At 66.9% G+C, this 16,855-nt stretch carries 17 protein-coding genes and 2 tRNA genes; 6 read left to right on the forward strand and 13 right to left on the reverse strand.

Annotation, left to right across the window (positions count from 1 at the left end; genetic code table 11):
• Nucleotides 1-27 precede the first annotated feature (27 nt).
• From VMT40_RS10940 to leuC, 3 genes are all read right to left on the reverse strand, one after another.
• Nucleotides 28-663 carry an HU family DNA-binding protein gene (locus VMT40_RS10940; protein WP_326357862.1) on the reverse strand — a complete coding sequence of 212 codons (636 nt, stop codon included), beginning with the start codon at nucleotides 661-663 and terminating at the stop codon, nucleotides 28-30.
• Nucleotides 664-819: 156 nt separating this feature from the next.
• A complete protein-coding gene (gene leuD, locus VMT40_RS10945; RefSeq protein ID WP_326308992.1) occupies nucleotides 820-1,428 on the reverse strand; it encodes a 3-isopropylmalate dehydratase small subunit in 609 nt (202 codons plus the stop codon).
• Nucleotides 1,429-1,485: 57 nt separating this feature from the next.
• Nucleotides 1,486-2,910: a 3-isopropylmalate dehydratase large subunit gene (gene leuC / locus VMT40_RS10950; RefSeq protein ID WP_326357863.1), complete on the reverse strand. Its 1,425-nt coding sequence runs from the start codon at nucleotides 2,908-2,910 to the stop codon at nucleotides 1,486-1,488.
• Nucleotides 2,911-3,069: 159 nt separating this feature from the next.
• Between leuC and VMT40_RS10955 the strand changes: the two genes are divergently transcribed.
• Both VMT40_RS10955 and VMT40_RS10960 read left to right on the forward strand, forming a co-directional pair.
• Entirely contained in the window at nucleotides 3,070-3,771 is a 702-nt protein-coding gene (locus VMT40_RS10955; protein ID WP_326357864.1) for an IclR family transcriptional regulator, read from the forward strand.
• 199 nt (nucleotides 3,772-3,970) lie between these two features.
• Nucleotides 3,971-4,471, forward strand: a complete 501-nt coding sequence (locus VMT40_RS10960; protein ID WP_326357865.1) for a pyridoxamine 5'-phosphate oxidase family protein — start codon at nucleotides 3,971-3,973, stop codon at nucleotides 4,469-4,471.
• Nucleotides 4,472-4,513: 42 nt separating this feature from the next.
• Here VMT40_RS10960 and VMT40_RS10965 read toward each other — a convergent pair.
• From VMT40_RS10965 to VMT40_RS10980, 4 genes are all read right to left on the reverse strand, one after another.
• Nucleotides 4,514-4,586: transfer RNA gene (locus VMT40_RS10965), tRNA-Glu, on the reverse strand.
• A 63-nt stretch (nucleotides 4,587-4,649) separates the two neighbouring features.
• Nucleotides 4,650-4,721 (reverse strand) — tRNA-Gln (locus VMT40_RS10970).
• Nucleotides 4,722-4,855: 134 nt separating this feature from the next.
• Nucleotides 4,856-6,322 (reverse strand): glutamate--tRNA ligase, encoded by a 1,467-nt coding sequence (gene gltX / locus VMT40_RS10975; RefSeq protein ID WP_326357866.1) that lies wholly within the window; start codon nucleotides 6,320-6,322, stop codon nucleotides 4,856-4,858.
• Between the two features lie 29 nt (nucleotides 6,323-6,351).
• Nucleotides 6,352-7,125 (reverse strand): fumarylacetoacetate hydrolase family protein, encoded by a 774-nt coding sequence (locus VMT40_RS10980; protein ID WP_326357867.1) that lies wholly within the window; start codon nucleotides 7,123-7,125, stop codon nucleotides 6,352-6,354.
• Between the two features lie 327 nt (nucleotides 7,126-7,452).
• On the opposite strand from VMT40_RS10980, the gene VMT40_RS10985 reads away from it, so the two are divergent.
• Entirely contained in the window at nucleotides 7,453-8,655 is a 1,203-nt protein-coding gene (locus VMT40_RS10985) for an MFS transporter (protein ID WP_326357868.1), read from the forward strand.
• 333 nt (nucleotides 8,656-8,988) lie between these two features.
• On the opposite strand, the gene VMT40_RS10990 is transcribed toward VMT40_RS10985, so the two are convergent.
• Entirely contained in the window at nucleotides 8,989-9,996 is a 1,008-nt protein-coding gene (locus VMT40_RS10990; RefSeq protein ID WP_326357869.1) for a 3-isopropylmalate dehydrogenase, read from the reverse strand.
• 140 nt (nucleotides 9,997-10,136) lie between these two features.
• Entirely contained in the window at nucleotides 10,137-10,481 is a 345-nt protein-coding gene (locus tag VMT40_RS10995) for a hypothetical protein (protein ID WP_326357870.1), read from the reverse strand.
• A gap of 60 nt (nucleotides 10,482-10,541) precedes the next feature.
• Between VMT40_RS10995 and VMT40_RS11000 the strand changes: the two genes are divergently transcribed.
• Together VMT40_RS11000 and VMT40_RS11005 are read left to right on the forward strand one after the other, a co-directional pair.
• Nucleotides 10,542-10,802, forward strand: coding sequence for a hypothetical protein (locus VMT40_RS11000; protein ID WP_326357871.1), 261 nt, complete (start codon nucleotides 10,542-10,544; stop codon nucleotides 10,800-10,802).
• Nucleotides 10,803-10,812: 10 nt separating this feature from the next.
• Nucleotides 10,813-11,055 (forward strand): hypothetical protein, encoded by a 243-nt coding sequence (locus VMT40_RS11005; protein ID WP_326357872.1) that lies wholly within the window; start codon nucleotides 10,813-10,815, stop codon nucleotides 11,053-11,055.
• Between the two features lie 94 nt (nucleotides 11,056-11,149).
• Here VMT40_RS11005 and serA read toward each other — a convergent pair whose 3' ends face one another.
• The 4 genes from serA to VMT40_RS11025 all read right to left on the reverse strand — a co-directional run bounded on the left by serA (nucleotide 11,150) and on the right by VMT40_RS11025 (nucleotide 15,361).
• A complete protein-coding gene (gene serA / locus VMT40_RS11010) occupies nucleotides 11,150-12,748 on the reverse strand; it encodes a phosphoglycerate dehydrogenase (RefSeq protein WP_326357873.1) in 1,599 nt (532 codons plus the stop codon).
• 226 nt (nucleotides 12,749-12,974) lie between these two features.
• Nucleotides 12,975-13,376, reverse strand: a complete 402-nt coding sequence (locus VMT40_RS11015; RefSeq protein WP_326357874.1) for a globin domain-containing protein — start codon at nucleotides 13,374-13,376, stop codon at nucleotides 12,975-12,977.
• Nucleotides 13,377-13,436: 60 nt separating this feature from the next.
• Nucleotides 13,437-14,162 carry a DivIVA domain-containing protein gene (locus VMT40_RS11020; protein WP_326357875.1) on the reverse strand — a complete coding sequence of 242 codons (726 nt, stop codon included), beginning with the start codon at nucleotides 14,160-14,162 and terminating at the stop codon, nucleotides 13,437-13,439.
• Nucleotides 14,153-15,361 carry an FAD-binding oxidoreductase gene (locus VMT40_RS11025; RefSeq protein WP_326357876.1) on the reverse strand — a complete coding sequence of 403 codons (1,209 nt, stop codon included), beginning with the start codon at nucleotides 15,359-15,361 and terminating at the stop codon, nucleotides 14,153-14,155. Before VMT40_RS11025 ends, VMT40_RS11020 begins: the two co-directional genes overlap by 10 nt.
• A 609-nt stretch (nucleotides 15,362-15,970) precedes the next feature.
• On the opposite strand from VMT40_RS11025, the gene VMT40_RS11030 reads away from it, so the two are divergent.
• Nucleotides 15,971-16,774, forward strand: a complete 804-nt coding sequence (locus VMT40_RS11030; RefSeq protein WP_326357877.1) for a nucleotidyltransferase domain-containing protein — start codon at nucleotides 15,971-15,973, stop codon at nucleotides 16,772-16,774.
• Nucleotides 16,775-16,855: the final 81 nt, after the last annotated feature.

A 16,855-nucleotide genomic window follows, 5' to 3' on the forward strand; every position in this document is an offset into this window, starting at 1 on the left:
CCCCGTCAGCGACGGGTTGTGGCCGTATTACCGGCGCGCGGTGCGCTTGGCCGCGGTCTTCTTGGCGGGAGCCTTCTTGGCCGTCTTCTTGGCGGTGGCCTTGGCCGTCGTCTTCTTCGCGACTGCCTTCTTGACGGCGGACTTCTTGGCCGCGGTGGCCTTCGCCGGGGTCTTCTTGGCGACCGTCTTCTTCGCGGCCGTCTTCTTGGCGGTGGCCTTCTTGGCAGGTGCCTTCGACGCGGCCTTCTTGGCGGTGGTCTTCGCCGGGGCCTTGGTCGCGGCCTTCTTCGCCGTCTTCTTGGCGGTGGTCTTCTTCGCACCCGCCTTGCCCGAAACCGGGGCAGCCACACCGCGCTTCACGGCCGGGCCGCTCGACGCGATCTTCTGCTTGCCAGCGATGATCGCCTTGAACTGAGCACCGGGACGGAAGGCAGGCACCGAAGTCGGCTTCACCTTGACGGTTTCGCCGGTGCGCGGGTTACGAGCAACCCGGGCAGCACGCTTCCGCTGTTCGAAGACACCGAAACCCGTGATGGTGACGCTCTGACCTTTGTTCACAGCACGCACGATCGTGTCGACCATCTGCTCGACTGCAGCAGTAGCGGTGCGCCTGTCAGTACCCAACTTCTCGGTCAGAACATCGATCAGTTCCGCCTTGTTCATTGAATCCTCCGCAGACTAATGGCCCGTCGTCGGACCGACTAGGTACCACGGTAAACCCTTTCCCGGCAAGAGTCTATGTGCCACGCGGAAATACATGACGCATGGCACACGCTCAGCTACCCCGTTTGAGGGCGTTCAGCTAACGCTCATCAATGATTACGTCTGCGAAATACGGGCCGGAATGGTAGCGGGTTTCCAAGTCGGCCTTGCGTTTTCGAACTGGCTGATCTCGGCCTCGTGCCGCAGAGTGAGGCCGATGTCGTCCAGCCCTTCCAGCAGACGCCACCGGGTGTAGTCGTCAATATCGAACGGCAACACGACCGTTCCAGCCGACACGGTTCGCGCCTCGAGGTCGGTCGTCAATTCCAAACCCGGCTGTTCCTCGAGCAACTTCCAGAGCAATTCCACATCGCTCTGGGCCATCCGGGCCGTCAGAAGCCCGTCCTTGCCCGCGTTCCCGCGGAAGATGTCGGCGAAACGGGACGAGATCACCACCCGGAACCCGTAGTCCTTCAACGCCCAAACTGCATGCTCACGTGAGGATCCGGTACCGAAATCCGGACCAGCGACCAGCACACTACCCCGGTTGTAGGGCGCGGTGTTCAGAATGAAGTTCGGATCCGTCCGCCACGCCGCGAACAAGCCGTCCTCGAAACCCGTTCGGGTAACGCGCTTCAGATACACCGCCGGAATGATCTGGTCGGTGTCGACATTGGATCGGCGCAGCGGAACGCCGATCCCCTTGTGGACCTTGAAGGCTTCCATCGTTGATTCTCCTGAGTCTGTGGGAGCGGCGGAATCTGGGCCGCCGCTAGCGTGCGATCAGTTCAGATCCGCAGGTGAGGACAGGGTTCCGCGCACCGCGGTGGCCGCGGCGACCAGCGGCGAGACCAGGTGCGTGCGCCCGCCCTTGCCCTGTCGCCCTTCGAAGTTCCGGTTCGAGGTGGAGGCACAGCGCTGACCGGGGGAAAGCTGATCCGGGTTCATGCCCAGGCACATCGAGCACCCGGCCTGCCGCCATTCCGCGCCCGCGGCGGTGAAAATCTCGCCCAGACCCTCGTTTTCCGCCTGCAGCCGCACCCGCATCGAGCCCGGCACGATCAGCATGCGTACACCGTCCGCGACCTTGCGACCCTTCAGAACCTCTGCGACCGCACGCAAATCCTCGATGCGGCCATTGGTGCACGAACCCACGAAAACGGTGTCGACGGTGACCTCGCGCAGCGGGGTGCCCGGCTTCAGGTCCATGTACTGCAGGGCCTTTTCGGCGGCCGCGCGCTCGTTCTCGTCGAAGATCTGCTCCGGATCCGGCACCGAGTCGCCCAGCGGCGCACCCTGTCCCGGGTTGGTGCCCCAGGTGACGAACGGGGTCAGCGACGCGGCGTCGATGTGCACCTCGGCGTCGAAAACGGCCCCGTCATCGGTCTTCAGGGCGTCCCAAGCGGCCACGGCGGCATCCCAATCCGCGCCCTGGGGTGCGTGCGGGCGCCCCTTCAGGAATTCGTAGGTGACCTCGTCGGGCGCGACCATGCCCGCGCGGGCACCGGCCTCGATCGACATGTTGCACATGGTCATCCGGGCCTCCATGGACATGGAGCGCACGGCCTCACCGCGGTATTCGAGCACGTAGCCCTGACCGCCGCCGGTACCGATCTGCGCGATCACCGCCAGGATCACGTCCTTGGAGGTGACGCCCGCGGGCAGCTGCCCGTCGATATTGATGGCCATGGTCTTGAACGGGCGCAACGACAAAGTCTGCGTCGCCAGCACGTGTTCCACTTCCGAGGTGCCGATGCCCATGGCCAGCGCACCGAACGCGCCGTGGGTGGAGGTGTGCGAATCACCGCACACCACCGTGGTTCCCGGCTGGGTCAGACCCAGCTGCGGGCCGACCACGTGCACGATGCCCTGGTCGAGATCGCCCATGGGGTGCAGGCGAATGCCGAATTCCTCGCAGTTCTTACGCAGGGTTTCGACCTGTGTGCGCGAAATCGGATCGGCGATCGGCTTGTCGATATCGATCGTCGGGACATTGTGGTCCTCGGTGGCGATGGTGAGATCCGGGCGGCGCACCGGGCGGCCCGCGGCCCGGAGGCCGTCGAACGCCTGCGGGCTCGTGACCTCGTGCACCAGGTGCAGGTCGATGTAGATGAGGTCGGGCTGGCGATTCTCGCCCTCGCCTGTGCCGCGAACGACGACATGCTGGTCCCAGACCTTCTCCGCCAGGGTGCGTGGCCGGTCGGCCATATCTCCATCACCTCTCGATAGACAGTCCCGCGCCCGGGCTGGGGACGCGAGGGCTCGCACTGTTTTTGCGATCAATAGCGCCGCTCTGGCGAGCGACGCCGCGTCCGACGCGGGCGGCTGGTTTGCAATTCCCAACATGCGAGACGCTAATATCGTTCTATGAGACAGCATAGCGGTATCGGGGTTCTGGACAAAGCCATGGCGGTCCTGCACGCCGTAGCCGAGCAACCCTGCGGCCTCAACGATCTGTGCGCCCGTACCGGCCTGCCCCGCGCCACCGCGCACCGCCTGGCCGTGGGCCTGGAGACCCATCGCATGCTGGCCCGCGACAGCCAGGGCCTGTGGCGGCCGGGCCCGGCCCTGTCGGAACTCGCGACAACCGCCAGCGATCCCCTGTTGGACGCCGCTTCCACCATCCTGCCGCGCCTGCGCGAGATCACCGGCGAGAGCGTGCAGCTCTACCGGCGCGACGGGAACGCCCGCGTCTGCGTGGCCGCCATGGAACCGAACGCGGGCCTGCGCGACACCGTGCCGGTCGGCGCGCGCATGCCGTTGACCGCGGGCTCGGCCGCGAAAGTGCTGCTGGCCTGGGCCGATCCCGAGCTGCAGCGCACGATCCTGCCCGAGGCCGTCTTCGGCGAGCGGGCGCTGGCCGAGGTCCGCCGCCGCGGCTGGGCACAGAGCGCGGCCGAACGCGCGGCCGGTGTGGCCAGCGTGTCCGCGCCGGTGCGCGATGCCGCGGGCGGCGTGATCGCGGCCGTCTCGGTCTCCGGCCCCATCGACCGCATGGGCCGCCGCCCGGGCGCGCGCTGGGCCGCCGATCTGGTGGCCGCCGCCGACGCCCTCCACAAGCGCCTCTAACGGACTTTCGGGTCGGGGATGGACCCCGGGTGACCCCGGGACCCCACAACAGCCGTCACGACAGCCTCAGCGGCTTCGGCCGCCCAGCCCCCGCCGACGCCTCGGCGGGGGCTTTCGTTTCACCGCCGCCGGGTGTGTGCCACATCGCGTCTCACCGCCACTGCGACCACGGCCATACGCCGTAAACTACAGTCGCGCCATGGGAGTTAATCAACGCGCGCAGATCGTGATGTCCGAGGCGGAGATCCGCGAATTCATCGAGCGCAGCCGCATCGCCACCATGGCCACGCTGGGCGCTTCGGGCACCCCGCACCTGGTGGCCATGTGGTACGCCGTCATCGACGGCGAGATCTGGTTCGAGACCAAGGCCAAGGCCCAGAAGACGGTCAATCTGCGGCGCGACCCGCGTATCACCGTGATGATCGAAGCGGGCGACACCTACGACCAGTTACGCGGCATTTCCCTGGAGGGGCGCGGCGAGATCGTCGAGGATCCCGAGGCGCTGTTCAAGGTGGGAATCAGCGTGTGGGAGCGCTATACCGGGCCTTACAGCGAGGAGGCCAAGCCGTTCGTGGAGGCCATGCTGAACAAGCGGGTTGCCGTGCGCGTGGTGCCGGAACGGATCCGCAGCTGGGATCACCGCAAACTCGGTTTGCCCGCGATGCCCAAGGGCGGCACGACCGCGGCACCGCTGGACTAAAAGCGAAGGCCCCCAGCCGGTTGGCTGGGGGCCTTCGCTTTGTAGTCCCGACGGGATTTGAACCCGCGCTACCGCCTTGAGAGGGCGGCGTCCTAGGCCGCTAGACGACGGGACCAGGATGAGATCCCGGCGGTTTCCACCGCCGGTGCACTCGAATGGAGAACCGGAGTTCTCGCAGCTGGGGTACCAGGACTCGAACCTAGAATGGCTGAACCAGAATCAGCTGTGTTGCCAATTACACCATACCCCATTGACCTGGGCTTTCAGGCTCTCCCCGGGGGAAGTTCCTGACCGCTTTCCGGCCGAGAAGAAGATTAGCAGCATCCTCCCGTAGATACACAAACCGGCTGGTCAGAGGCCGGTTTGTGCATCATTTCGGACTCTCTAGGCGATCTCGGTCAGGGCCGCGCGCAAGCGGTCCATGGTGACCTCGCGGCCCAGCAGTTCCAGCGACTCGTAGAGCGGCGGGCTGATGTGGGATCCGGTCACCGCGACGCGCACGGGCGCGAACGCCTTGTTCGGCTTGAGGCCCATCTCGTCGATGAGCGCGGTTTTCAGCGCTTCCTCGAGCGGGGCCGCGGTCCACTCCGCGACGCCTTCGAGGGCCTTTACCGTGGCCTGCAATACCGGGGCCGCCTCGGCTTTCAGATTCTTCGCCTTCGCGGCCTCGTCGATGGCGAACTCTTCCGGGCGGATGAACAGGAACTTCAGCAGATCCCAGGCATCGCCGAGAACCTTGATCCGGGTCTGTACGAGATCGGCCGCCGTTTCGAACAGCTTCTCGTCGATCTCGGCCCCGATATGCCCGTGTCCGGTGAGGTACTCGCGCAGCCGGTGAGCAAAATCACCGGGGGTGAGCAGTCGAATATGTTCGGCGTTGAGAGCGTCGGCCTTCTTCTGATCGAAACGAGCCGGATTCGAATTCACTTTCGAGATATCGAACGCTTCCACCATCTCCGCCATGGAGAACACATCATGATCATCCGCGATGCTCCAGCCGAGCAGCGCCAGATAATTCAGCAAACCCTCCGGAATGAAGCCGCGGTCGCGGTGATGGAAGAGATTCGACTCCGGATCGCGCTTGGACAACTTCTTGTTGCCCTGACCCATCACGAAGGGCAAGTGTCCGAACTCCGGAGTGAACTCGGCGACGCCGATCCGTTTCAGCGACTCGTAGAGCGCCAGCTGTCGCGGAGTGGAGGACAGCAAATCCTCGCCGCGCAAAACGTGGGTGATCTTCATCATCGCGTCGTCGACCGGGTTGACCAGCGTATAGAGCGGATCACCATTACCGCGGGTGAGCGCGAAATCGGGAACCACGCCCGCGCGGAAGGCGGTCTCGCCGCGCACCAGGTCGTGCCAGGACAGGTCGGTGTCGGGCATGCGCAGGCGGATCACCGCGGGGCGGCCCTCGGCCTTGTAGGCGGCGATCTGCTCGTCGGTCAGGTCGCGGTCGAAGTTGTCGTAGCCCAGCTTGGGATCTCGACCGGCGGCCTTGTGCCGGGCCTCGACTTCCTCAGGGGTGGAGAAGGATTCGTAGGCCTCCCCGGCGGCCAGCAGGCGCTGCACCACGTCGAGGTGGATGTCGCGGCGCTGCGACTGCCGGTAGGGGGCGTAGGGTCCGCCGACCTCCGGGCCCTCGTCCCAGGTCAGGCCGAGCCAGCGCAGGGCGTCGAGGATGGCCGCGTAGGACTCCTCGGAATCGCGTGCGGCGTCGGTGTCTTCGATGCGGAAGACGAAGGTGCCGCCGTGGTGGCGCGCGAAGGCCCAGTTGAACAGGGCGGTGCGGACCAGACCCACATGCGGTGTGCCGGTGGGCGACGGGCAGAAACGTACCCGGACGTCGGTCATGGCTCTCTTTCGTTTCAGGGTCACCGTGTTCAGCGTTTGGCGGCAACGGGATTGGACAGGGTGCCGATGCCGGAGACGGTCACCGAGACGGTCTGACCGGCCTGCAGCGGGCCGACGCCCTCCGGCGTGCCGGTGAGGATGACATCGCCGGGGAGCAAGGTCATTACGGCGGTGACCCACTCGATCAGCTTCGGAATATCGTGCAGCAGAAGTGAAGTGCGGCTGCGCTGCTTTTCCACGCCGTCGACCTCGGTCCGGATCTCCAGATCCGAAGGGTCCAGGGAGGTCTCGATCCACGGGCCCAGCGGGCAGAAGGTGTCGTAGCCCTTGGCGCGGGTCCACTGGCCGTCGTGGCGCTGCTGATCGCGGGCGGTGACGTCATTGGCGACGGTGTAGCCCAGGATCACCTCGTGGGCCTTGGCGGCGTGCACGTCCTTGCACGGGCGGCCGATCACGATCGCCAGCTCGCCCTCGTAGTCGACCTGAGAAGAGCTGGGCGGCAGGATGATCGGGGCGTTGGGGCTCTGGATCGAGGTGCTCGGCTTCATGAAGATGACCGGGTCGGCCGGGGCCGGACCGCCCATTTCCTCGGCATGCGCGGCGTAGTTCTTGCCGATGCAGATCACCTTGCTGGCGAGGATCGGGGCCAGCAGGCGCACATCGGCGAGCGGCCAGCTGCGACCGGTGAAGGTCGGGGTGCCGAACGGGTGTTCGGCGATTTCACGAACGACGGCATCCGAACCGTCGCCTTCGATGCTGACGAAAGCGACTCCATCTGGGCTGGCAACTCGACCTAGGCGCATGGTTGGCATCCTATCGACCGGCTTCGACCTGCCCGAACGCGCCCGACTGCGGGGCGGAGCGTGACAGCGGGGCGACGGCGGGCTCACGGCACGGGGACCGAGCGGCGTGAGGCGGCATACCGGCCCGCATCGACTCCGCCCGGATGTGGAAAGCACTTATACGCAAGGCAACTCACCGCCCGCCAGCCGCCCTCCAAGATCGGCGAGCGGGTGTGAGCAAACTGACAGCTCGTCCCGGAAATCACGTTGCGCCTCAGGTGTACCGTAAGAGCCGATGTTCAAAGAGTAAGACATCAGTTCCACATAGTGAGACGCGAGGTGAGGGTCATGACCACCGTGACACAGATTGGTGCGGCGCGACGGTGGAGCATGCTGGCCCTCGGCGTCTTCGCCCAGACCTCGACCGCGGTCATGACCAATGGCGCGCCCTTCCTGTTGCCGTCCCTGACCCAGCGCGGATTGTCGCTGGCCACGGCCGGTCTGCTGGTGGCGATGCCGCTGGTCGGCCTGTGCTGCACGCTGATCGCGTGGGGCTGGATCGTCGATCACGTGGGCGAGCGCACCGCGCTGGTGGCCGGTCCCGCGGTGATGTTCGTGACGGGCGTGGCCGCGGCCTTCGTCACGAACTACGTTGCGCTGGGGGCATTGCTGTTCCTGGCCGGTGCGGGCGGCGGCAGCACCAATGGGGCCAGCGGACGGGTCATCGTGGGCTGGTTCCCGAAGCATCAGCGCGGGCTGGCCATGGGCATCCGGCAGACCGCGCAGCCGCTGGGCGTGGCCGTCGGGGCCCTGACGATCCCGGCCGTCGCTGCGGCACACGGCTTCTCGACGGCCGTCCTGGTGCCCGCGGTCATGGCGGGGGTGGCCGCGATCGGCTGCCTGATCGGGATTGTGGATCCGCCGCGACCCGAATCCACCGGGGGCGCAGGACGTCCCGTGAATCCCTACCGTGGGGATTCGACGCTGTGGCGCATTCACGCCGTGTCGATTCTGCTGGTCATGCCGCAGGCCACCATCTGGACCTTCGGGCTGCTGTGGCTGCATCGCGATGTCGGGCTGTCGCTGGCGACGGCGGGCGCGGTGGTGACGGGCACCCAAATCCTGGGCGCGGCTGGGCGAATCGGCGCGGGCATGTGGTCGGATCGGGTCGGCAGCCGGTTGCGGCCGCTGCGCACGGTGGCGATCGCGGCCGTTATCTCCATGTCCGCCTTGGCCGTAGCGGCGTGGGCGCACCAGTGGTGGGCGGCCATCCCGATCCTGGTGGCGGCCTCGGTCATCACGGTGGCCGACAACGGGCTGGCCTTCACGGCGGTGGCCGAGATCGCCGGTCCGTACTGGTCGGGGCGCGGGCTGGGCATCCAGAACACCGGGCAGAACCTGGCGGCGGCCGCGATCGCCCCGGCCTTCGGCGCGCTGATCACCGCGGCCGGGTTTCCGATCACGTACCTGCTGGCGGCGCTGATCGCCTTGGCGGCGGTACCGCTGGTACCCACGGGTTCAGTCCCGTTGGTGCCCACGGGTTCCCGCTGAGTCGCGGAGTCGGACAAATCCGGGTCGCCGGGTCGGCGATAGTCCGGATCGCTGATTCGGGGCAAATCCGGAAGACCTGCGCCCGTTACGTTTTCGCATCCCAATGCAACTGTGCGATATGCCTCACTGCCCCAGCCGATTTCACGAAATCACCTCTGAGGATGGCATTTCGGCGGCCGGGAGGGAACGGGCGAAGGGTGCGAATCGGTCGGGTTTCGATCACTCGGGCAGTGGTACTAACCAGTGAATCACCTTGTCGGCGTCGATATTCGGCCACCGACACGACGCGGCCCCCGTCCCCGCGAGCGCGGGAACGGGGGCTTGACCGTGGAACTACAGGGACGCGGCGATCCGGTCGCCGATCTCCACCGTGGAGGCGGCGCCCGAGCGCGACGCCAGATCCTTGGCGACGGCGGACTCGATGCGCGCGGCCTCCTCGGCCTTGCCGAGGTGGTTCAGCAGCAGCGCGACCGAGAGAATCGCGGCGGTCGGGTCGGCCTTGGACTGGCCCGCGATGTCGGGGGCCGAACCGTGCACGGGCTCGAACATGGACGGGTTGGCGCCCGAGGCGTCGATATTGCCGGAGGCGGCCAGGCCGATGCCACCGGAGACGGCGGCGGCCAGATCGGTGATGATGTCGCCGAACAGGTTGTCGGTGACGATCACGTCGAAGCGGCCCGGGTCGGTCACCATGTGGATGGTGGCGGCATCGATGTGCTGGTAGGCGGTTTCGATGTCGGGGTACTCGGTGGCGACCTCGGCCACGGTGCGCGACCACAGCGAACCGGCGTAGGCCAGCACATTGTTCTTGTGCACCAGGGTCAGGTGCTTGCGGCGCTTGCGGGCGGCCTCGAAGGCGTAGCGGACCACGCGCTCGACACCGAAGCGGGTGTTGGTGGAGACCTCGGTGGCCACCTCGTGCGGGGTGTTGACGCGGATCGCGCCACCGGTGCCGGTGTAGGGGCCCTCGGTGCCCTCGCGCACGACCACGAAGTCGATGTCCGGGTTGGCGGCGAGCGGGCTGGTGACGCCCGGGTACAGCTTGGACGGGCGCAGGTTCACGTGGTGGTCCAGCTCGAAGCGGGTGCGCAGCAGCAGACCGCGCTCGAGCACGCCGCTCTGCACCGACGGGTCGCCGATCGCGCCCAGCAGGATGGCGTCGTGCTGCTTGAGCTCGGGGATGACATTGTCGGGGAGGATCTCGCCGGTGGCATGGAACCGCTTGGCCCCCAGGTCGTATTCGGTCTTCTCGACGCCGGGCACCACCGCGTCCAGCACCTTGAGCGCCTCGGCGATGACCTCGGGACCGATACCGTCGCCCGGAATGACAGCCAGTTTCATGAAATCCATGCTCCGTTCGATAACGCGCGGGTGCTCCTCTCCGCGCTGGCAGGAGAGTCCACGCGCCACCCTAGCGGGTACCCCCGCAACCCCTTTCACCAGGGCGAATCACTCCCAACCAGTGGGATTCACCCGCCCTGTCACCCCGGCGTGCCGGTGGCCGGGATCGCCTTCCCGGGATCGATCCCGGCTCGGCGGCATTCCTGCTTCACCTTCACCGCCAGCGCATCGGTCTGCGTCGACACCGCCAGGCACCACTGCCGCGCCTGTTCCCCGCACGCCCGCTGCTGCTGACCACCCATGGTCCCGGCGGAAAGCACTGCGACACAGCCGTTCTCGGAGCGACTGTAATCCGGCCGATGATCCAGCAGCGCCCACGCCACCACCCCGGCCGCGATCAGGGCGAGGACGACGGCCGAGCCGATCACCAGCTTGCGCCGCTCCCCCGCGCTGAGCGGCTCGGTGGGCGGCGTCTTTCCACGCATTCCCCAATAATCCGCGACAACTCCGCCCGATTCACCCGCTTTCAGCGCGACAATCGATTCATGACCGGGTCGTATCCGCTTCACTCGACCGTCCACTGTGTGGTTACCGGCCATGGAGCCCACTGGGTTTCGGTGCGCACCGCCTCGGGGCGGTCCGGGACCATCGACTGCGCGCTGCTGCACGCGGGACCGGGACCGTGCACCGCGGACTCACCGCGCGTCGGCGACCACCTCACCTGCGTCGTGCTCGGGTACGAGCGCAACGGCCTGATCCGCTTCGGGCTCGGCTCGGGGGCGGAGGCCCGCCGCCGCCACCGGTAATGTTCGGCGGATGTTCGATAATCTCCGACTCGAGCGCAAACTCCAACGCCTGGAACGCAAGATCGATCTGATCATCGCGCATCTGGGCATCGACGATCCGGCCAGCGTCACCGATTTCACCGAGATCGACGATCTGCTGCGGCGCGGCAAGAAGATTCAGGCCATCAAGCTGTATCGGGACCAGGATCCGACCGCCGGATTGGCCGAGGCGCGCGACGCCGTCGAGGCACGGGCCCGTCGGTCGGGCCGCTGAGAATCCTCGAAACGCGCTGAAACTTCCCCTCGAATGCACAGGGCCCCTTCCACTTTCCGTGGAAGGGGCCCTTATCGCTTGGTGCGAGGTCTACCTAGTCGAGGTTGACCAGGGCGACCTTGGCCGCGCCGACGGCCTCGGCGATGGCGGCCTGGACGTCGGCGGGGACGTCCTTGTTGACGCGCAGGATGACGGTCGCACCCTCCTTGTCCAGGTCCTGGGTGAGCTGGGCGGCCAGGATGTCGATCCCGGCGTCGCCGAGCTTGGTGGCCAGGCGGCCCAGCTGGCCCGGCTTGTCCTCGTAGTTGAGGACGGCCAGGTTGAGGCCCTCGGCGCGCATGTCGTAGTTGCGGCCGTTGATGTTGACGATCTTCTCGACCTGGGCGGGCTCGGTCAGGGTGCCAGCCACGTTCAGGGTGCGGCCGTCGCCGAACACGGCGCGCAGGTCGACCAGGCTGCGGTGGGTCGGGGACTCGCTGTGGGTGGTGACCGACGCCTCGAGGCCGCGGTCCTTGGCCAGCGAGGGGGCGTTCACGAAGGTGACCGCGTCCTCGATGAGCGCCGAGAAGACGCCGCGCAGGGCCGAAAGCTCCAGCACCGCAACGTCTTCCGAGGACAGCTCGCCGCGCACCTGAACCTCGAGGGAGACCGGCAGCTCGTTGGCGAGGGCACCCAGCAGCGCACCCTGCTTGCGGACGATGTCCAGCCACGGGGCGACGATCTCGTTGACCGCACCGCCGGTGACGTTCACCGCGCCGGGCACGAACTCGCCCGCGAGGGCCAGCTGCACCGACTTGGCGACATCGGTGCCCGCGCGGTCCTGGGCCTCGGCGGTGGAGGCGCCCAGGTGCGGGGTGACGACGACCTGCGGCAGCTCGAACAGCGGGCTGTCGGTGGACGGCTCGGTCTCGAACACGTCGATACCGGCGGCGCGCACGTGGCCGGAGGTGATGGCGTCGGCCAGGGCCTGCTCGTCGATCAGACCGCCGCGGGCGGCGTTGACGATGATGACGCCCTTCTTGGTCTTGGCCAGGGTCTCCTTGTTCAGCATGCCCTTGGTCTCAGGAGTCTTGGGCAGGTGAATGGAGATGAAGTCGGCGCGCTCGAGCACCTCGTCCAGGCTCAGCAGCTCGATGCCCAGCTGGGCGGCGCGGGCCGGGGAGGTGTAGGGGTCGTACGCGATGACCTTGGTCTCGAAGGCGGCGAGGCGCTGCGCGAACAGCTGGCCGATGCGGCCCAGGCCGATGACGCCGACGGTCTTGCCGAAGATCTCGACACCGTTGAACTTGCTGCGCTGCCAGGTGTGCTCGCGCAGGGTGGCGTCGGCGGCCGGGATCTGGCGGGCCGCGGCCAGCAGCAGGGTGACAGCGTGCTCGGCGGCGGTGTGGATATTGGAGGTCGGCGCGTTGACGACCATGACGCCGCGCTCGGTCGCGGCGGGCACATCGACATTGTCGAGGCCGACGCCCGCGCGGGCGACGATCTTCAGGTTCTTGCCCGCCTCGAGCACCTCGGCGTCGACGGTGGTGGCCGAACGAACCAGCAGCGCATCGGCTTCCGGCACGGCGGCCAGCAGCTCGGCGCGGTTCGGGCCGTCGACCCAGCGAACCTCGACGCCGGAGCCCAGCGCGTCGACGGTCGACTGGGCGAGCTTGTCGGCGATCAGAACAACAGGAAGGCCTGCTTGGCTCACGGTGGGGTACTCCTGAGGAAGGGATCCGGGATTTACGGGCGTCAGCTTAATGGGCTGGGAATCGGTGTGTTTTACCGCCTGGTAGGCAACTGCCATCAAAGCCTTGACCTGCGGGTTTCAGAATTGATCGGATGAAAGCGGCCGGTCGGTCACATTTCCTCGAGGGCGCCGAAACGCGAATGCCGGTCCCGAGCTGTGGCTCGGAACCGGCTTCCGCGAGCACGACTCAGGCGGCGACTTCGGCCGAGAGCATCAGATCCGCCACCGCGCCGTAGGCCGCGGTCCAGGTCTGCGCGAGTTCCGGCGTCCAGCCGTCACCCAGGAAGTGCTCGAGGGTGGCGAGCAGCGAGGCACCCGCCACCGGGTAGTGGTCGGCGATGACGCCGAGGCGGGCGTGGTGGGCACCCAGCTGCTGCACGAAAGACGGGTCGTCGGCGAGGGTCTCGACATTGGTGACGATCCGGGCCAGACCGGCCAGGAAGCGCTCGCGCTGCGGGGCCAGATCCTCGGCGAACATGCCGCGGACCTCGGGGTGCGCGGCGAACAGGTGGTTGTAGAAGTATTCGACGGCCTCCGGGCCGATGGCGTCGACCTGCTGCCAACTGGACTGCAACGCTTCGATATTCACAGGGAAGTCCCCAATTCCGTTTCTCGCGTGGGCTGTTGCGATGTGGGCTGTGCGATGGATTCAGTTCTGGGCTGCGCGTCCCGAGGCCGGTAGGTCCGGGGTGAACGAATCACCCGGCAGCGCACCGTAAGTGGCCGCCGGGAGCGGCAGCAGCGCAAGCTTGTCCACCTCCACGTTGAGGGTCTGGATCATGGCTTGCAGCTGCGACCGCAGCAGCTCGGAGTAGGCGCGCAGCTGCTCGTGGCGCTGGTCCTCCAACTCCGGGTCCAGGTAGCCCGCGGATCGGGTGGAACCCGCGGATTCCCTTGCCCGCTGCAGCAATTCGCGCTGCTGGGCACGCGCGACCGACATCAGGTCGCGCGCATGGTTCTCGGCCTGTTCGATGATGGCGTCCGCGGAGAGCTGCGCGCGGTTGAGGACGGTGACGGCGCGGGAGCTGATCCCCAGCTCGTCCTTCTCCAATTCGCCCTGCAGCCGGTCGATCTCCCAGTGCGCGTTGGCCAGCTGCTGCTGCAGCTCGGCCACCTCACCGGCGGAGGCCATGGTCTGCATCTGCATCTGCAGGGCCTCGGCCTTGGCGGCCAGCTGCATGTTCTCCCGTTGCAGGCGAGCCAGTTCCGAGGAATTGCTGGTGAGGGTGAGGTTGCGATTCTCGCGGGCGAGGCGGGTCATCGAGCTGCGGACCTGCTCGAGGAAGCGGTCGACCTCCTCCGCGTCGTAGCCCTTGCGGCCCAGCCGCGCGCCCTTGAAACGGACGGAACGAATGTCGTCGGGTTTCACATCCATTGGGCCACCTTGTCCGTGCTGCGTGGTCCGGCGGCGGGGGCCGGGAGTCCGAACGTCTCGAATCTGATTGCGTGGCGCGGCATTCCGGCCGTGGTCAGCGCCGTGACGGTCGCGTTCACCATGGCGGGCGAGCCGCACACCAGCGCGGTGGTGCCGGTCAGATCGCGGCCGCGGGCGGCGACCGCGCCGACGGTCCCCTGCACGCCGTGGAAGCCCGGATCCTCCGACACCACAGGGATATAGGAGAACCACGGGTGGTCGGTGAGCGCGGTGAGCGACTCGTGGTCGTAGAGGTTCCAGGAGGTGCGCACGCCGTGCAGCAGTTGCACGCGCGGCACGACGGCCCCGTGGTTCGACTCCTGCGCGAAGCGATCGACCAAGGCGCGCAAGGGAGCCAGACCGGAACCGCCCGCGATCAGCAGCAGATTGTCCACCGCGTCGGAGGGCACCTGGAAGGCGTTGCCGAGGGGCGAGCCGAGCCGGATCTGGTCGCCGGGGCGGACCTGGCGGGCGAAGGTGGTGCTGACCTCGCCGCCGTCGACGACCTGGACGTGCAGGTCGAAGGTGCCGTCCGGGCGCGGGGCATTGGCGGGCGAGAAGTAGCGCCACAGCCGCGGGCGCTGCGGGATCTCGACGGCCAGTGACTGTCCGGCCGCGTAGTGATAGGGCTGGTGCGGGCGCACCGTGTGCACGGTGACATCGACGCTGCGGCGTTCCGTCGCAACGATTTCGGCGTCCCACCAGGCCGGGGTGTCGGACGCCTGATCCGCGGCGGCGATCATGATGTCGGCCACGGCGTAGTACGCGCCGGTCCAGGTCTGGGCCAGCTCATCGGTCCAGCGCGGGCCCAGGAAGTGCGCGAGCGTGGCCAGCAGCGAGGCACCGGCGGCCGGGTAGTGCGCGCCGACCGCGCCGAAGCGGCGGTGGTCGCGGCCCAGCTGGGCGACGAATTCCGGGTCGGCCGCGAGGGATTCGACATTGCTGACGATGCGGCCCAGGGCCGCGAAGAACTTCTCGCGCTGACCGGTCATCCGGATGGGGAACATGTCGCGCACCTCGGGGTGCGCCAGGAACAGGTGCGCGTAGAAGTACTGCACAGCCTCGTCGCCGACGCGCTCGACCAGCCGCCAGCTGCTCTGCAATGCCTCGACGTTCACGTGGACACCACCACTCCAACTACTCCCTCTGGACACGGCCATGTCCGCATCGTCAATGCGGGTGAGTCATGGGACGACTGTCCAATAACGGCAAACATAGGGCATTGCCGAGGATGTGTCGAAACGTCAGTGAGGCACCGACTTTGGGCAAACTTCTAGCGAATTGCGCGTCGATTGTGGGGCTTTTCCGGCACTGAGACGCCGGTCACAGATAGCCGAAAGCCCGGCGTCGGAGCTACGGAGTCCGAGGCCGGGCTTTCGAAAGTCGAATTATTCGACGTCAGCCAGTTATCAACGGCCGAAGGAACCGGTCCACAGGGTGTCCAGGATGCCGTGAAGAGCGGCCGAGCCGGTGCTCAGCAGACCGTTCAGAGCGGCGGAACCGGTGTCGATGATAACGGGGATCATGAAATTACCTCTTCGAATTTCGTGCGAACTTATCTGACATGGAGCGTATCGGGCGGCATTAGGGGCCCGTTACGGGGATTAGCACGATGTGACCGGCGTCACGTTCTCGAAATTCTGTGGCGCCGTTCATATGGGTGTCGAATTCCCGCCATATAACGTGCCGATCACGCCCCTATTTCTGGGGGCGTGATCTTCAGAAAATGGCTTGGACCAGGGTGATCCCGGGGGCTACCGTCGGGCCCCATGACACTGCGTTCGATCCCCGATTCCATGGACCCGGCCGTGGTCGCCGCGATCGACGGTGAGCTGGACCGGATCGCCCGCGAACACGGCGTCGACGTGCTGCTCGCCATCGAAAGCGGCAGTCGCGCGTGGGGGTTCCCCTCCCCTGACTCGGACTACGACTGCCGTTTCGTCTACCTCCGCCCGCTCGACGACTACCTGACGCCGTGGCCCGGCCGGGACGTCATCGAGACACCGCTGGTCGGTCTCCTGGATGTGAACGGCTGGGATCTGTTGAAGGCCCTGCGCCTGCTGACGAACGGCAATGCGGTGCTGATCGAATGGCTGATGTCACCCATCGTCTATCGCGGTGACGAGCAATTCCGGACCGAATTGCGCGCGCTCGCGGACGAGGTCGCCGACCGCAATCGGGTGGCCCGGCATTACCTGCACCTGGGCCGTCGCCAGTGGCAGCTGTTCGACTCGAATCGCTCTTTGAAGAAGGTGTTCTATTCGCTGCGGCCGGCAATGGCATTGCGGTGGCTGCACGAGCATCCGGACAAAGCCGTGGCACCGATGCATTTGCCGACGCTGCTGGCCGAATGCGACCTCTCGCCCGATTTCGTCACGGCCGTAGCGGAATTGACGGAATTGAAGTCCAAGACCCGGGAAATGGGGTCGGGCGAAGTCCCCACGCCGATAGCGGATTTCATCTCGACCGAGTTCGAGCGGGCCGCGGTGGAATTCGCGAAGGACGATCCGAGCCAGCGGCGACATGCACAGGCTCTATCAACCGAATTCTTCCGCCGCCGCCTGCGCGGCTGAAAGAATCCCGCGAGCATCGCCCGCGACGGCCCGCCGTCGCGGGGGATCCGGGACCGTCGGCGGCCCCGCGATCGCCGCCCC

Source organism: Nocardia sp. CDC160 (assembly GCF_035818795.1).
GTDB lineage: Bacteria > Actinomycetota > Actinomycetes > Mycobacteriales > Mycobacteriaceae > Nocardia.

Bases quoted from the DNA above. Each gene is read 5' to 3' on its own strand.
- VMT40_RS10985 (WP_326357868.1), top strand. From the start codon at position 7,453: ATGACCACCGTGACACAGATTGGTGCGGCGCGACGGTGGAGCATGCTG.
- VMT40_RS10980 (WP_326357867.1), bottom strand. From the start codon at position 7,125: ATGCGCCTAGGTCGAGTTGCCAGCCCAGATGGAGTCGCTTTCGTCAGC.
- VMT40_RS11030 (WP_326357877.1), top strand. From the start codon at position 15,971: ATGACACTGCGTTCGATCCCCGATTCCATGGACCCGGCCGTGGTCGCC.
- VMT40_RS11025 (WP_326357876.1), bottom strand. From the start codon at position 15,361: ATGGCCGTGTCCAGAGGGAGTAGTTGGAGTGGTGGTGTCCACGTGAAC.
- VMT40_RS11000 (WP_326357871.1), top strand. From the start codon at position 10,542: ATGACCGGGTCGTATCCGCTTCACTCGACCGTCCACTGTGTGGTTACC.
- VMT40_RS11020 (WP_326357875.1), bottom strand. From the start codon at position 14,162: ATGGATGTGAAACCCGACGACATTCGTTCCGTCCGTTTCAAGGGCGCG.
- VMT40_RS10990 (WP_326357869.1), bottom strand. From the start codon at position 9,996: ATGAAACTGGCTGTCATTCCGGGCGACGGTATCGGTCCCGAGGTCATC.
- VMT40_RS10955 (WP_326357864.1), top strand. From the start codon at position 3,070: ATGAGACAGCATAGCGGTATCGGGGTTCTGGACAAAGCCATGGCGGTC.
- VMT40_RS10940 (WP_326357862.1), bottom strand. From the start codon at position 663: ATGAACAAGGCGGAACTGATCGATGTTCTGACCGAGAAGTTGGGTACT.
- leuD (WP_326308992.1), bottom strand. From the start codon at position 1,428: ATGGAAGCCTTCAAGGTCCACAAGGGGATCGGCGTTCCGCTGCGCCGA.
- VMT40_RS11005 (WP_326357872.1), top strand. From the start codon at position 10,813: ATGTTCGATAATCTCCGACTCGAGCGCAAACTCCAACGCCTGGAACGC.
- VMT40_RS10960 (WP_326357865.1), top strand. From the start codon at position 3,971: ATGGGAGTTAATCAACGCGCGCAGATCGTGATGTCCGAGGCGGAGATC.
- leuC (WP_326357863.1), bottom strand. From the start codon at position 2,910: ATGGCCGACCGGCCACGCACCCTGGCGGAGAAGGTCTGGGACCAGCAT.
- VMT40_RS10995 (WP_326357870.1), bottom strand. From the start codon at position 10,481: ATGCGTGGAAAGACGCCGCCCACCGAGCCGCTCAGCGCGGGGGAGCGG.
- gltX (WP_326357866.1), bottom strand. From the start codon at position 6,322: ATGACCGACGTCCGGGTACGTTTCTGCCCGTCGCCCACCGGCACACCG.